Source organism: Paenibacillus sp. 2TAB23, assembly GCF_052115165.1.
In the GTDB taxonomy this organism is placed as follows: Bacteria; Bacillota; Bacilli; order Paenibacillales; family Paenibacillaceae; genus Pristimantibacillus.
Genome location: NZ_JBFRGD010000016.1, coordinates 130,429 through 146,759, shown reverse-complemented (window position 1 = coordinate 146,759; position 16,331 = coordinate 130,429). Strand labels below are relative to the sequence as shown.

The 16,331-nt window shown below is 47.4% G+C and carries 10 protein-coding genes; 5 read left to right on the top strand and 5 right to left on the bottom strand.

Annotation, left to right across the window (positions count from 1 at the left end):
* Positions 1-21 precede the first annotated feature (21 nt).
* From AB4Z29_RS21715 to AB4Z29_RS21705, 3 genes are all read right to left on the bottom strand, one after another.
* Complete coding sequence (locus tag AB4Z29_RS21715; RefSeq protein ID WP_441945085.1) at positions 22-567, bottom strand: DUF1697 domain-containing protein; 546 nt, start codon at positions 565-567, stop codon at positions 22-24.
* Between the two features lie 258 nt (positions 568-825).
* Entirely contained in the window at positions 826-2,370 is a 1,545-nt protein-coding gene (locus AB4Z29_RS21710; RefSeq protein WP_441945084.1) for a right-handed parallel beta-helix repeat-containing protein, read from the bottom strand.
* A 256-nt stretch (positions 2,371-2,626) separates the two neighbouring features.
* Complete coding sequence (locus AB4Z29_RS21705) at positions 2,627-6,505, bottom strand: discoidin domain-containing protein (protein ID WP_441945083.1); 3,879 nt, start codon at positions 6,503-6,505, stop codon at positions 2,627-2,629.
* Between the two features lie 444 nt (positions 6,506-6,949).
* On the opposite strand from AB4Z29_RS21705, the gene AB4Z29_RS21700 reads away from it, so the two are divergent.
* The 4 genes from AB4Z29_RS21700 to AB4Z29_RS21685 all read left to right on the top strand — a co-directional run bounded on the left by AB4Z29_RS21700 (position 6,950) and on the right by AB4Z29_RS21685 (position 14,103).
* Positions 6,950-8,929, top strand: a complete 1,980-nt coding sequence (locus AB4Z29_RS21700; protein WP_441945082.1) for an AraC family transcriptional regulator — start codon at positions 6,950-6,952, stop codon at positions 8,927-8,929.
* A gap of 276 nt (positions 8,930-9,205) precedes the next feature.
* Positions 9,206-12,505 carry a leucine-rich repeat protein gene (locus AB4Z29_RS21695; RefSeq protein ID WP_441945081.1) on the top strand — a complete coding sequence of 1,100 codons (3,300 nt, stop codon included), beginning with the start codon at positions 9,206-9,208 and terminating at the stop codon, positions 12,503-12,505.
* A 162-nt stretch (positions 12,506-12,667) separates the two neighbouring features.
* Positions 12,668-12,850 carry a CsbD family protein gene (locus AB4Z29_RS21690; protein WP_183566674.1) on the top strand — a complete coding sequence of 61 codons (183 nt, stop codon included), beginning with the start codon at positions 12,668-12,670 and terminating at the stop codon, positions 12,848-12,850.
* 539 nt (positions 12,851-13,389) lie between these two features.
* Positions 13,390-14,103 (top strand): hypothetical protein, encoded by a 714-nt coding sequence (locus tag AB4Z29_RS21685; protein WP_441945080.1) that lies wholly within the window; start codon positions 13,390-13,392, stop codon positions 14,101-14,103.
* A 92-nt stretch (positions 14,104-14,195) separates the two neighbouring features.
* Here AB4Z29_RS21685 and AB4Z29_RS21680 read toward each other — a convergent pair whose 3' ends face one another.
* Positions 14,196-14,549 (bottom strand): DoxX family protein, encoded by a 354-nt coding sequence (locus tag AB4Z29_RS21680; protein WP_441945079.1) that lies wholly within the window; start codon positions 14,547-14,549, stop codon positions 14,196-14,198.
* Positions 14,550-14,732: 183 nt separating this feature from the next.
* Here AB4Z29_RS21680 and AB4Z29_RS21675 point away from each other — a divergent pair, with 183 nt between their 5' ends.
* A complete protein-coding gene (locus AB4Z29_RS21675) occupies positions 14,733-15,047 on the top strand; it encodes a winged helix-turn-helix transcriptional regulator (protein WP_441945078.1) in 315 nt (104 codons plus the stop codon).
* 143 nt (positions 15,048-15,190) lie between these two features.
* On the opposite strand, the gene AB4Z29_RS21670 is transcribed toward AB4Z29_RS21675, so the two are convergent.
* Entirely contained in the window at positions 15,191-16,240 is a 1,050-nt protein-coding gene (locus tag AB4Z29_RS21670; RefSeq protein ID WP_441945077.1) for an ABC transporter substrate-binding protein, read from the bottom strand.
* Between the last annotated feature and the right edge of the window lie 91 nt (positions 16,241-16,331).

Sequence of the window (16,331 nt, the reverse complement as noted above, 5' to 3'; positions counted from 1 at the left end):
TGATTTGTTTAACAGGACCACTTATTGCTCCGATGCTTTCATAAGCTCGTGAATTTTGCGCGCTGTATTGACGTTTCGTACAGTCACTTGTTTGTAGAGCTTTGTGCCGATAATTTTGTTCATGCCGCTTTTGCCTGCGTGTTCTCTATTATACGACCAAAGGATAGCGCCATTGACATAAATAACGCGGTCGACTTCGGGCTTAATAATGAGCTTCTCGAGCACAGACTCTTCATTGACATCATCCCATAAATAAAGCACATCGCTTTTCATGCTCGGGTCATTCGCCCATTCAACGGGCAGGGCATCCATGATCGTTTGAATGTCCTCTAATGATCGAATCATCACTTTGATGGGTAGGCTGAAGTCGCGAAGAATAGCCTCCTCAAGCAAGGCGGAGAGTTGCTCAGCGGTTCGAGTGTCATCTGTGAAAATAATGTTACCCGTATTGATGTAGGTTATGACCTTTTGCAAGCCGACTTCTTCAAATGTCCCCTTAAGGAGCTTCATGTCTATTTTATTGTTGCCGCCAACGTTAATGCCTCTCAATAATGCTACATAAACCATCTTCATTCCCCCATAACCATAATGAATGGCTGAAATATATGGAATAATTATACGGGGGAAAGGGGGAGTAAACAACCACTTACAGGACCATCGATATTCTCATGTGCTAATGCACCGAGCATTGTGCGATTTAGCCGCTTGCTTCTTCTCAGGAACAGTACGCACCCGGCAGCAGCTAATGTAATTCAACGACGAAGCCGGATTATTTTGATGCTGAATGACTTGGCGTAGGGCGACACCTTGTCCAAGAGAATATCTTCACTCGAAAGCTCCAATATCAATCGTTTTGCCTTTTACTCGCGGTTTCTCGTCGAAGTCATGCGTATGCTTTAACTCGCGATCATTAAAGCCTCTATCAATGGCTGGAGAGCCAGACTTAAGATGGAGATCAAAGCTTTTTGGATTTGAAAATTTCGGATCGGCTAATAGCGAGTGAGCATCCTGGCCGGTACCGGATTGATAATCAGCCAACCCTGTATAGGTTTTATTTTTCCACACCCACGCAGCCTGTGTTCCCGTGTCGGGCGTGAAATACAAATTATAATCAACGACATTGCCAGTATTCTTCTTGTATTCATTGTAGATCATCATATTCCCGGTGGCTGCAGCTATGATGTTGTTTCGTATGAGGTTGTTGCTCGTATCGTACTGGATGAACAGCTGGCCGCTGCCTGTGCCAGAGGTATCATTGTCGTAAATAGTGTTATTGACAATACGGCTGTCAGTCGTAGAGCCGCGCTGCTTATCATAGCCGCCGATTGCGACTCCTGTCAGCCGGTTGCTATGAATGACGTTGCTGCGAACGGTAATACCGCTCGTCGCTTTGCCTTTATGCTCGGAGGCGAGCTCAATCCCGATATCATTGCGATAGCTGAGATTGCGCTCCACGACAATATTTTTCCCGCCATCGATATATATGCCGCCTGCCGCGTTGCTGTCATTGGGCAGCTTTGTCCCATAGGATGGGTTGTAGTTCGATGAAATGTTATATATCGTATTCCCTTGTACCCGTCCGTCTCGCGCTTGATCGAATGCGGAGCTCGGTGCGATGCCTTCAAAGCCGATGATATCGATTCCGATATTGTCGTTATCATAAATACGGTTATTCGATATGGTGAATTGCTCGACGTTGCCGTTCAGCACGAGCGACTCACTGGACCCGAGCACTAGATTATGCAGCTCGTTGTCTGAAATAGTCATATGATGAAGAGACTCTGGAGCCTTTGTTCCGTAGAGGGCAATGCCATGGGCATCACGGCCAAGCAAGCTCTTGCCCGTAGGGACAACCGTATTCTGGATGCTGTGAATGTTATTGCCTTTGAGCTGAATATAGCCCCCTGCGCCTTGAACGAGAATGCCAACGGGAGCAGCATCGCCCGAACGTGACTTGTAATTCCGAATTTCCAGGCCTTTTACTTGAATATAGCTAGCATCGTTAAGGGTGATGATTCCTTCCAAACCCTCCACTGTGAGGCCTGCTCCGTCGAGTACCGCTTTCTCAGATCGGTAATTGGAATACGTTATTGCCCCATTGCCAGCAGAGCCGGAGCGGGAAATGACGAGCTTCTGTTTATAGACACCGCTGCGCAAATATACCGTGTTGCCGGGTTCTGCAAGATCCGCAGCATGCTGCACCGTTTTCCAGGGTGAGTCAATCGTCCCCGCATTAGAATCACTGCCATTGGGCGCAACATAATAGGAAGCCTGCTCGGCGGGAAGGAGAGGCGCCTGATTATCCCTTATGAATAGTCCAGATAACGTTAAGTTAAGCAAAATAAGCCGGATGAGTATCGTAATTAGCATCAATGTTCTCCTTAATAAATGGATAGATAGAGTTCGGACAGAGTTAGCTCTCATATCATACTAACAAATTTCCGAGCACGCTAGGAGTCAGCTGCGAAGCTTTCAAAGTTAATGCAACAAATATTGAATAACGATTTCATCATGAGCATGATCAGTTAAGGTCTCTTAGTAACAACGTTTGTCCAAAAGAACACAGACGACAAAAAACAGCTTACAAGGTTTCCCGAGTAAGCTGTTTTGCGTTATTTTTAATTAATTACCAGTTGTTTCCGGACACTCTTACGACAGTGAAGTTCGGGCTTTTGTCTTCGCCATAGATAGCCGCAACGCCTGCGTTATTCACTTTCACATTCGTAAAGCTTGCTTGCCCGATAACAGGTCCTTGGCCTTGCTCTCCTCTGGCTACAAGCTTGATCCCGTAGCGGGTCGGGTTGTTGATATTGACGTTCTCAACGCGAACGTTCTGCATAGCGAGGTTTTCCGGCGACTTGGTCTGGAACATAAGGCCAAAGTAAACCGGGTTATTGATATCTACATTTTTTACCAAAATGTTTTTGAACGTTCTATCTCCGCCGAAGAACCAAATGGCTCCAAAGTTTTGATAATCATTGATCTTGTCATCCGCGCCTACACTGGTCCAGAAGTCTCCGCCTGTACGATCTAACGTGACTCCGTCGATTACGGTATCCACGTCGCCAAAGCCTAAAGTGTTGTAGCCGAAGCTTAAGCTGCTGATCGTGATGCCCGGATAAGTAAGCGTATCTGCTCCATAAAGGTTCTGGTAGAGGTTATCCGAGCCGCCGTATACGGCAAAAGCGGCTGCGCGCCTTACGCACGTGGCGGTGAGATTGATGTATTTGTTGCCTACGTTGTAGGAGCCGCCGGCATCTACCGCGCTGAATAAGGCGAAGGCATCGTCTCCGGCACCTCTGGAATAGTTGTTGTCGATGACGTTGTAGGACGAGCCATTAGTCATGTTGATGCCATCTGCAAATGTGTTTTTGATCCGATTGTCCTTGAACGTATTGTAGGAGGAGTTGACGCCCCAGTACAAGCAGATGAAATGCTCGACCCAAATGTTCTGAACGGTAACATTTTGCATGCCATTGCCATCGATGAACTTGCCAGGGCCGTCTGTCCGGTAAATATAGTTGCCCCATGCCGACAAGTCTTTAATGGTTGAGCCGTTAGCGGTAGCGCCGATATTGAAGCCGACATCCGTGTTAGATTGGTCCTGCGGCGCAACTAGTTTGGTATGCCATGGACCGGCGCCTACGATTTCAGTCGCGCGTCCGTAGAGGAAGATTTTACTGTTAATCGTCCATTGACCTGCAGGAATAAAGATTCCTTTCTTCGTGGCATCCTGCCTGAATTCATTGAGCGCTTGCTCAATGGACTTGGAGCTGGAAACCTCAACGTATTTACTCGGATCAGGGTTTGATGCTGGTGGTGCTACGTTTTCCGTTTCGATCATGTCGACATAGATCCACGGCACGTCCCCGGCATCCTTTTGAATTTTGATTTTTGTACCTGCTGGATATACTTGGTCAAGCATAAGCTGAGCGTCTTCATAGAGCCAATAGGCGGTTAAGCCTGCTCCAGGCGCATTGTCATAGCCTAGTCGGCCAAGCGTGCTAGGTGTCGCATACAAGTAGGAGAACTTGGATGAAACGGTGAATTTGCCTTTGCTCACGCCATCCGCATAAATGCTAATGGTACCCGTCGTATTCTCTGCTACCGCATTGCGGAGAACAAATGCGTTAGCCGCAGAGCCGAGCGTAAACTCTACATATTCGCCTGCGGCGTCAAGGTGTACGGCGGAACGACCGGAAGCTTCACCTGCAAAGTCGCCCGGCGTGAAGTTTGGAGCGAGCTTCGTGCCGTTTGTCGTGTTGGAGGACGACTCGGCTTCAACGATAGCAAAAGGCATATTCGCTCCGCGGCCCACATACAGGTTCGCAGTGCCTGTATTGTTGGCTTGCTTAATGTTGATTTCGTTTGCATCAACTGCAACCGTAGTCGTTAGCGTGTAGCTTCCATTCGCCGCAGTCCAGCTTCCCACATTCACGTTGGCTGATTGGCCGGCTGCAAGCGTTCCGCTGTAGGAGCCGGTCAAGGTTTGAACGGTCGTGCCGGCTGCATTTTTAAGAACGGCAGTAATCGCATGAGCGCCGCCGGCAGAGGCGATGTTTCCTTGGTTTTTAACATTGACCGTAAACGTGACGGCATTGCCAGCGCTTGGATTGCTTGGATTCCATGCGGCAGTTGCAATGAGGTCCGAACTGGAAACAGGAGCAACGATCAGCGAAGCCGTGCTGCTGTAAGCGTTATTGGCCTCGTTCTGCTCGACAACGGCGTTGCCCTCGTCAACTTTGGAGCTAACCGCATACGTGCCGGCGTTTTTCGTTCCCGCATTGAGCGATACGGTAGCCGAAGCGCCAGCCGCCAGCGCACTGACAGGAGCAGATCCGGCAAGCACGTTGCCTAAATAAAAATTAACCGTTGATGCAGGCGAGCCGAGGCTTCCGTTATTTTTGACCGTTGCGTTCAACGTAATTGCACTAGTCTCAACAGGAGCCGATGGCGTCCATGACATGCCTGTAATCGTTAAGTCTGGATTCGGAGCAGGCGAGCCATATATCTCGAACTCGGCTACTTGGCCAGCAGACGAGCCAGTATTGGCCGTAATGTTCAGCCTAACTTGCTTGGCCGTAGCCGAAACGGGAATCGTTACGGAATTGCCGCTGGCAGGGTTGAACGTATAGGCTGCTGAAGAAACCAGGTTGGTGAATGAAGCGTTGTCCTGATTGTTGGCCAGCACTTGAATGGTTTGGGTGCGAGCACCCCATTCACTGGATGGATTCAGCTTCACGACGATCGAAGTAACCGTATGATTGGAGCCAAGATCAACTGTCAGCTGGCTCGGATTGCTGCCGCCTTCCCAGTATGTAGCCGTATTGCCGTCGTTTCCATTCGCAGCTACAAACGTGTGAACGGTAGAGGAGGAAGTGATCGATTTGCCCAAAGCTAGGTTGCCGCCTGCAGGAGGCGTCGGTGTTGTTGTCGGTGTAGGTGTAGCAGTTGGAGTTGCTGAAGGTGTTGGCGTAGCTGTTGGTGTTGAAGTAGGTGTAGCAGTCGGAGCGATCGTTGGAGTAGGCGTAGGCACCGTAGTTGAAGGCGCAACTGCGATTTGGTCCAAGTTGACGTTGCCCGAATCGCTAGAGTCGTATTTGTATGCAATGGTATTGTTGCCGGCATTAAGCGACAGTGTCTCGCTTTTTGTACCCCAAGTATCCCAGTTCGCAAGGTTGGCCAGCGTTGTCTGGCGAATTTTTGAGCCATTGACATAAATGCTCAGTGTACGGGAGCCGCCTTGGGCGTTTCCGTATTTCAGCGTAACATCGTAGTTGCCTGCGGCAGCTGCGTTGACGGTGAAGGTGGTCGTTGCTCCCTGTGTCCAGTAGCCGTCTACAAAGCCGGTGCCCGAGTAGCCGGTATGATCGGTGTTTACTTTCGCGCCGGATGCAAGTGCTGCATTCTCAGCTTGATAGGCACCGGAAGGTGCTGGCGTTGGAGAAGCAGTAGGGGTAGGCGTAGGTGTTGTCGTGGAGCCATAGATTTCGAATTCGGAAATTTGTCCGCCCTGCCAGCCTGTGTTAGCCGTGATATTCAATCGAACATAGCGGGTGCTGGTTGCGGAAAAGTTGATCGTCACAGCGTTGTTGTTGACTGAAGGATTGAAGGAGTAGCTCGTCGAGCCGACAATATTGGTGAATGCTGAGCCATTTGTACTGCCTTGAACAGCTAGCGTTTGTGTGCGCGTTCCCCAGCCTGCGGGAAGCTTCAGTACAAGCTGATCGATGCTGGCGCTTGTGCCAAGATCGATTTGAATCCATTGCGGATACGCATTGTTCGTACTTTCCCAGTACGTGCCTTGGTTGTTGTCATTGACATGGCCTGCGACATATACATCGGCGTGTCCGCTGGCTGTTACCGTCTTGCCTAGAGCAAGATTAGGTCCCCCGGCGGCGGAAGCGGCGGGAGGGTACAGCGTGTACTGCGACAGAAGTACAACAAAGGCGAGAAACAAGATGGCGATTGGGTTTTTGCTTAACATTTTGCTCATTGGATACATAAAGCGCCTCCTATTAAAATGATGTCGAGCCTATAAATAATGCGCTTACATTTCAGTGCAGTTTCGTCCCCCTATGCAACCACCTCCCTTATTGTCACGATTAAGAACGCAAAGAAAACCGATATTTAATAAATATTGGTTTTCTTAATCGTTAAATAACATGGAATTTCATGCAATTTTTGTATGATCCTATATCCTTAGCATAAAGGAGTTGCACGGCCTGCTGAAGATGTATTCCTACGTTTATCATGTGTAATCTTATGGTTTAGGCTTTACGGCCAAATGCTGGATTGAGGCTCGAACGACGAAGGTAATTACGGTTATTGGGAATGTCTTGGAATCCTTGTTTGACGCGGCTTCTAGCGATCTTCGCTCTTTACGATGAGAATGAATATCAATATAATAAGAGTAAAAGTTGCGACGGATGGGGGCCGGTAAACGGCGATGAAGCTGAATGATCATATTGCATTTTGGAATCAGGCATCCATTAAAGTATTGGATATTCGCTATGGGGTGCTGGAATCAGGAGCTGAGCTGCAAAGCTACCGTCTGCCGGCGAGTGTGTATCTTTATTCACGAAGCGGACATGCCCAGGTAAGGATGGATGATGCGCTGCATTCAGTGGGACGAGACCATATCCTGCATGGCGGGCGCGGTGCAATTCTATCGATGTTAGCGGAAGAAACCTTTGAATATTATTTGATTCTATATAAAGCCGTTTTGATGCTGCCAGCCTCTAGCAAACGAAGCCGACAGATCGAGAGAGACAGCCTAATTCGATATCCCTATCGCTTCGTACCGCTTTATCCATTGCCTTTGCTGGAAAAAATAGAGCGCATGCACGAGGATTGGATGATGAACAGTCCGCTCGATGCTTTTCACGCGAGGACACTATTTTATCAATTTGTTCATGAGCTGTTCGGACAAATACAAAGCCAAGGGATAAATCAGGTCCAGCCCGATTTGATGGCTCAAGTGCTGCGTTACATGCAGGACCATTATATGAAGCCGGTCACATTAGAGACGATAGCTGGGCARTTTGGCTGCAGCGTCAGCTATTTGACGAAGCTGTTCAAGAATCGGCTAAATGAGAGTCCAATTCGGTTGCTCAATCGCATTCGCATGGAGAAAGCCGCAGGTTATTTGATTCGCTCCAGCCATTCGCTTCAGGCAATTGCCGAGCTGGTTGGCTACCCTGATGCGCATACATTCAGCCGCAGCTTTAAGAAAAGCTACGGCCTGCCTCCAGCACAATTCAGAGCAAGCTATCAGGATATGGATTCGGTATCAGAATTGCCCATGCTTCATATGAAATCTGCCCTTGTTACTGCGGATTCTCAGTGCTATAGTGTCAAAGACTACGAGAATCATTATCATTTAGCGTTACGAGGGGGAATACATGTGAAGAAAGTAAATAAGTCAGCTTCAATAGCAACAGCAGCCTTGCTGTTATGCCTTACCTTGCTGATTAGTGCTTGCTCCAGTGCCACGAATGCTGTGAATACGAATGCAGGCACGAACGGGAATGCTGCTTCAAACGCCAGTCAGGAAGGATCGGCCGAGACTGTGAATCCAAGCAGCGCTGCGGCGACCAAAGTCTATACGGACAGCAAAGGAGAGGTTACCATTCCAGCTGAACCGAAACGCATTATTGATTTGACGGGAAGCGCGATCGGCAATTTGCTTGCTCTAGGCGTTACGCCTATTGCGGCAACGCAGGATGCGCTGCAAAGCCCATATCACAAAGACAAGCTGACTGATGTCATTGATATTGGCGCTGAACCAAACATGGAAGCTATTTTGGACTTGGACCCGGATCTAATCATTACCTTTGATTATATCGAAGAAGCCCAATATGAAAATTTAGCACAAATCGCGCCGGTAGTCAGACTAAAGTATGGAGCGGGAACGCCGCAGGAGCTGTTGGTGGAATTTGGTAAGATTACAGGAAAGGAAGAGCAAGCGCAGCAATGGATAGAACAGTGGAATGCCAAGATTGCCGAGGTTAAGCCGAAGATCGCGGAAGTTGTGGGAGACAAGACGGTGTCTATACTGCAGCCGTTCGCCAAAGGTATTTATGCTTGGGGTGATAAAGGCGGTCGCGGCGGCGAAATCATTCACGGAGACCTTGGGCTTAAGGCTCCAGCCATTATTCAGGAGAAGCTGATTGACGGAGCGGAGTTCGGCGCGAGCTTAACGCTTGAGCTGCTGCCTGAATACGCAGGGGACTACATCTTTACAAGCAATTGGGGATGGGATGACGGTGATTCGAATGTCGTTTACGGAAGCGAATTGTGGAAGACGCTGCCCGCTGTGAAGAACAATCAGGTTTATTTTATTGATGAAAAAGGCTCGTATTATAACGATCCGCTTTCATTAGACGCGCAATTGGAATTTATAGTAGATAGCTTTCTAGGAAAGTAATGCAATTACCGTTTAAAGCGGAGGAAAAGCTAGTTTCGCCAATGAAACCTTATTTCCGAAAATAGTTTTAATACCTGGAAAACCCGCGCAGCCTTGATGCTGCGCGGGTTTTTATGTTTTCACGCAGCTGCTCTTTCACTATTCTTTTATTCTCTGCTGTTAGTATAAACACGGTGAGAGTCTGGCGGGCAAGACGGGGGAGAAGAGGACCTTCCTCGTGACATGCGAGTCATGCTCCAAGAAAACATCTTATTCAAGTAAGAGAGGGGACAAAACATGAGAAAAATAGCTTTATGCCTATTAACGGCTATGGTGGCGTGCTGGGCTGCCTTATCGCATGTTCCGTTCGTGCATGCAGACACGGAGGGGGATTTTACCTATTCGGTTACCGATAATCTTGCGACCATCACAGATTTCCCAAGAGGAGCTTCAACCGATGTTACGATTCCGGACACTTTGGGTGGATATCCAGTCGTAGCTATTGATGAAACGGCATTTTATATTACTGATCTTAACAGTGTCGCTTTCCCAAGCAGCTTGACGAGCATTGGCAACAATGCGTTCGGCTATAACTTCCTTACTAGCGTCGAGCTTCCAGACAGCTTGACCTATATTGGAGAAAGGGCTTTTAGAAATAATCTGCTTACGAGCTTGGTTATGCCAGATAGCATAACAAGCATGGGGCAGGAGGCGTTTTCTGACAATGCTCTGACTCAGGTAGACATTTCGCGAAGTTTGACGAGCATTAGCGATTTTGCTTTTAGAGGCAATCAACTGACGAGTGTAGTCATTCCGGAAAGCGTAACAAGCATAGGGGGCTATTCTTTCCGTTATAACATGCTCTCTAGCGTAACGGTACTGAACGGCATGACCGTCATTGACCCTCTTTCATTTAATAACAATCAAGCCATACCGGCCAATTTGAAAATTTTCAGCTATGCAGGCTCAAGGGTACAGACGTATGCAGCAAGCAAGGGTTTCACCTTTGTAGACGGCACAATGTTATTCGATGCGATAAAAACGGCAAGTCAGCTATTGCATAACCGTATGCCTGGTACGGCTGTTGGGCAGGTGCCGGCCTCTGATTACAATGATTTGAGGCAGGCATTGACAGATGCCGAAAGCTTTGTGAATGCCATCACCCAGTTTAATGTGGCTGCTGATTTGCAGAATCAGGCTTCAGATTTAGTTGAGGCCATTCAGGCATTTAAAGATGCGATCGTCACACCAGACATGACGGCACTTCACAATGTGCTGGATGATGCCAATCAGGCGCTGACTGATCATGCTGAAGGCATGGATGTTGGAGAAGCGTCAGCAGAAGATCGTTCTGCGCTGCAAGCTGCAATCGCGGTTGCGCAGGCTGTATCTGATGATGCGGCCAATCAAACCCAAGCGCAGGTTGATGCTGCCGCTGACGATTTGATAGCAGCGTTGGATGTTTTCATGAATGCGGTTATACAAGCAGGAGATACAGCCGTTTTGGATGCGGCACTGGATGATGCGAACCAAGCTTTGGCGGATCATCCTGAAGGCACGAATGCAGGGCAAGCCTCCGCAGCGGCTCGTTCCGCGCTGCAAGCCGCAATCGAGGTGGCGCAGGTTGTATCTGATGATGCTGCAAACCAAACCCAAGCGCAGATCGATGCTGCCATAACGGATATTAAAGACGCCATCGAACAATTCGAAGCAGCTTGGATAGCCATAGTAATAGAAGCTCCAGCAGATCGCCTGTATGGAAAAGCGGCAATCCTGCTATTCACAGTGAAATATGGTTATGAGGTTATTGTGACAGGTACACCTAGAATACCTCTTATTATGGGAACGGGCAGCACGTCAGAGATCGTGTACGCTTCATATACAGGCACACAAGATGTGCCGATTTCAGAGCTATCCTTTGCGTATGCCGTTCCGGAAGGGATGGAGGATGAAGATGGGATCGCCATTGCTCCGCGGCTTGATCTGCCAATTGGAGCGGGTATTGAGCGTGTGAGCAGCGGTACAGCCGCTTCAACCGAATATACAGTGCCGGATACTAGCTTGATTCGTGTCGCAGCGATTTCGCCGAATCTGGTGCTAAGCGCTGGAGAAAGCGGTGGAGCTATGATGGATGTAACGGTAACCGCGGATATCTATGGTGCAGCAGCAGGAAATACGCTGACAAAGCTGAAGTGGCTGCCAGGAAGCCATAGCGTTGTTGATTTCAATGGGGGAACGGGCACGGACATTTTGGCCGCCAAACAATTTAGTGTCCATACGAACGGTGTATACACAGTTTACGCCAGTGATGGTGCAGGCAATGAATCGATCAAGGAAATTTCGGTCACAGGCATCGTAGTGGCAGTGCCAGGTTCAGGAAGCCCGGGCATTATTTCTCCGAGCATGGCTACTATTAGGCTAGGCGGTGTCCGAACGGAAGTGYGGGTCGCAGAGGGAACGTCTGCTAACGGACAAATCGTCAAAGAACTCTTTTTGACATCGGAGCAGCTGGAGAAGGCGTTTGCCGCTGGCAACGGGGATATAGTCATTGCAATAGACGGGCTCGGCTCGGCAGTAGAAGTGAATTTGCCTGCGGCTGCGCTATTGAACGGTCGAAATGGAGCTCCTAATGCTATCGTGGAGGTGATCATGAACGAGATTACCTTGGAAATTCCACTGCAATCCATCGGAGACATAACCGGAAAAAGTATGATCTCGGTAACGATAGCGCATGCGCAGGATAAGGCTATGGAGGCAATCAAGCAAGCCGCCGGCGGGCGTGGAGCAGAGCTTATGCTTGATCGAGCGATTGTATTCCTCTTGGATGTTGACGGCAAGGCTCTTAACGGGGCAAATCATGCAGCTGCTAAGCGAACAATCAGGCTTTCGGCAGCAATTGATTCGAACAACGCAACGGCTGTGTGGATGGATGCAAGCCATAAGCTCCATTTCGCACCATCACAATTTGCTGGCGATGGTACCGTTACAATTCATTCGCCTCATTATGGGGTGTATGCGATTATCCAGTCTAACCGCACCTTTAAAGATCTAAAAGGACATTGGGCACAAAAGGAGATTGAACTGCTGGCGAATAAGCTAATCGTTGATGGCCAGCCAGATGGAGGATTCGCTCCAGATCATACCATTACCCGGGCTGAATTCTCGGCGCTGCTTGTAAGAGCACTTGGGCTGCCGGAACTTATTGTCGATGAGCGGTTTATAGACGTGAAAACGTCGAATTGGTACGCAGGTGCGGTAGGAGCGGCTCAGCAAGCAGGCTTAATCGATGGATTCGAGGGCGGTACATTCCGGCCTAATGCCAGTATAACGAGAGAGCAGATGGCTGTCATGATTGCGAGAGCAATCACGTACGCGGGGCAGACGAAGCAATCAGATAATACGGGTGAGCTGCAGAAGTTTACCGACGGTGCAGACATTTCGGAATGGGCTGTCCATGCGGTTGAGCAGTTAGTTGGAATATCAATTATCCAAGGTTTGGGCGATACGACATTCGCTCCTCAGGCGAACGCGACAAGGGCCCAAAGCGCGGTTATGCTGAAGAGGCTGCTCCAATATTTGCAATATATCCATTCTTAATTCTAAGCAGCCTCCTCCGTCCAATTGGATGGAGGAGGCATTTTGTTGTTGATTAACAGATTCAGAAGCTGATGAATGGCGACCATTCGATTTCATTGAATGTTTCAGAATAGACTTTTGGAGGTAAGATAAGAGCATACTCGAATAGAGGAGCTGATTGATATGAATACAGATGGATTGAAGGATAAAGTAAAAGGCCTTGCGAACCAGGCAAAAGGCGAAGTGAAGGATGATTACGGTAAAGCGACGGATAACAAGAGTCTCCAAGCCGAAGGCAAGCTGGATAAGCTCAAAGGTGTCGCGCAGGAGAAGCTGGGCGAGCTGAAGGATAAAATTAACCGTTAGTACGGATTTTTTGATACCTCTAGTGAGCCGGACTGTGCAACAGACAGCTGAGCGTAACGAATATATATTGAAAGAGTGAGAAAAGCCGGCAGCCCGCTGTATAGAGGGTTGCCGGCTTTTTGATGTGGTCGAACGTTTGGGTGCTAGTTATATGCTGTGGGAAACGGGACAGCAATTTACATTCATCTATATCATCATATTTGCTGAATATTGCTTCAAACGAATCGTCTATTATTAGATTCTTGATTAATGGTACCATATAATGGAATGAGAAGCTTTGTACCGCAAATCGTTTCCCCCAGACTTGTAAAACGAGAGGATTTCACATGAAGACAAGAAACGTCATTTACATGATTTATAATGAAAAGGAACAATCAGTAACATCAATGGGGATAGAGTTTGCTGAATTTACTGCTTCTCTTTCTCACGAATTAAATCATATATTGCTGCTTGCATCGGGGTTAGTCTTTCATAGCAAACAATGGACGATAAGATCGTACCAATCATAATTCGGCCAAAAACATGCAGAGGAGACGAACATGATTACTAAATTCGTTTCAATCGTTATGGGTATTTTATTTTATCGGTCTCCCTTATTAATATTTTCTCCTCATGAGGCAATGGAATACGATAAAATGTATTCGGAGGCGGTTAGTGGAAACCTTGAAATTATGTATACAAGCATTTACCCCAAATATCGATTCATCCATTATATTTCTTCTACGAAGCCAGTTGTATTGCACGGCTCGAATAATACGGAAATTATGGAGCTTAAGCCCAGAAGACAGACGCTATATAACGGGCAATACGTTGAGGCGGTATTTGCGACAAGAGATGGGATCTGGTCATTGTTTTATGCGGTATTCGATCGTAATAAGCTAGTTGGTCATTTTAGAAACGCTTGCTTGAAGGTACGCAACAATAACAATAATTATTATTTTTTTTCATTGACTCCGGACACGATGAGCCAAAAACCTTGGACAAAAGGTGTTGTATATTTCCTGCCCCAAGATACTTTTGAAAGAGCTAAGAATGCGTTGGTTTCGTTTGATGAATGGATAAGCAATACCCCCGTTAAACCAATTGCAAAAATGACAGTAGAGCCTGAAGACTTCTATTATATAAATAAGGTTTCAAGTCATCAGGCTAGTGAGTCGCTGTTTATTTCTTGGTTTTTATATAAGCGTAGAGTAAAGAGGAGCATCATAGCAGCCAGTAAGCAAGAAATGATCATTCAAAAATCGGATAAATGATTGAAGCTGCTTCTAACAATGGAGCGGCTTCATCATATTGACTAGCAATAATTCCGAGTCAAGCTTTACTTTGCTGTTAGATGAGCCTCGACCTAAAACCGACTGATCGCAATAAACAAAGCTAACGCGAAAAAGACAATATTGATGCCGATTTCCCGGTATTCCTTACGGGTAACATGGAAGATGGCACCGAGAAGAACGACTGCGGCGAGCCCAGTTGCGGCAATGGGTGTCCATAGAGGCGCGATATTCGTCGCTTGCGGCAGAATGAGTCCTATTGCCCCGAGCAATTCTGCTAACCCGATAAAGACGACGAACGCTTTTGGAACGTCTGCGACCCATCCCCAAGATTTTTTGGCTGTTTCATACTGAAACGCCTTCAACCCGCCCGAGTAAACAAATCCGATTGCGGCAAGCCCTTGAATGATCCATATTGCGATATTCATTAATAATGACAACCTCCCTATGTACTTGAAATCCACTAATGATATAGTAGACCCAAGTCATTAATCCAAACAAGTAGGCACTTTATCTTAACGTAGTCACTAAAAAGTTACCTTACATAGCAAAGGGAAGTGGAGGATTGCAATGAAAGAATATTGTAAGTTTGAATCTGCGCTGGATATTTAGTGGGAAAATGGAAGCCTGCCATTCTGCTTCAGCTTATTTCAAACGGCATCATGAGATTCGGCGAGCTTCAAAAAGCGATACCGGATATAAACAAAAAGATGCTTACCCAACAATTAAGAGAGCTAGAGTATAACAATATCGTACATCGCGAGGTATACAACCAAATTCCGCCTAAAGTAGAATATTCAATCTCGGATTATGGCAAAGGATTAAGCACTGTGTTAAAGGCATTAAACGATTGGGGAACTGCTCATATGGAGCATATGGATGTGTTATACGGTATAGATCGCTCAGGCAAAGAGTCGGGGGGATGAGGTGCAAGGCGGCCCAATGGCGAATGATTACTTATCATTTGGGAAAAGACGTGCACGTCATCAAAAACAATAAAACAGCGGCAAGCAAGGACTCTTTCCTCGTCCATGGCTGCCGCTGTTTCTATTTTAAAAAAGTCTAATGCCTATTTGATGCTAACGAGCCAATCCGCCAATTCTTCCGTTTGGCTCAGAATAGCAATAGGGTCCCAATACCATGAACGTTTGGATTCCCATAGAAACACTCTATCGTTCTTGACTGCGTCGAGCGAGTTCCAAATGGGATCGGCTTTAAGGTCCTCCAGAGTATGAGAATCGGATGTTAAAATAATATAATCCCCTGCATATTTGGGCAGCGTTTCGCTGGACAAGGAAGCCCAGCCTGGATCGGTCAACTCTGGACCGACAACAGCGGGAGGCTTGAATCCAAAGGCGCCATAGATCGGTTGACCGCCTTTTCCATAATTGGCGCCTACCGCTGATACGTTCTTATCCATTAATTCAAGAACGGAGAAGGTGCTGTCAGCAGGAACGGCCTTCAGCACTTTCGCTTTGGCTTCAGCCGTGCGGCGATCGTAATCGGCAAGCCATTGCTCGGCTTCCTTCTCCTTGCCTAGAAGCTCACCGAAATAAGCGATTTCTTCATGAACTGTCTTGAGGGATGCATAAGGAACAATAACGGTCGGCGCGATTTTGTGCAATTGCTCATTCATTTCGGGATAGGTATCGTCCATGATAATAAGATCAGGCTGCATATCCAAGATCATCTCAACATTGCCGTTTCCTTCTCCGATATCTGCAACGCCCTTCAAGGATTCTCCGAAATAAGGATTTTGAATTACAAAGCCATATTGGACATGAAAGGGACGCAGCTTCTCCGCAAGCCGAATCCATTCATGACGGACAGGCATGGCGAGGCTGGCTTTATAATAAATGACATAATACTCAAATCCCTCGGCGCCAGCCTGTATATCCAGCCGCGCCCCTTTGCCGGCATGAAATACCTTAACACGCAGTACGGTATGTGCTGAGCCGTCCAGGCTCAGCTCCGCCGTTCCCCGTACAGACATCATAAATATACTTGCTGGAATGGTGTAGGCGCATAAGGATTCTCCCGCTCTCAGGACTACGCGTCGAATATCTGCAATTCTGCTATGTGCATGGCTCCACAGCGTAATATGATCGTTGATGTCCATCCTTATGCAACCTGCCTTCTATCTACGTACTCATTGATGTACAATGGATTCTCTTATTATAAATGATATCTATTCTCATAAAAAGTCATGT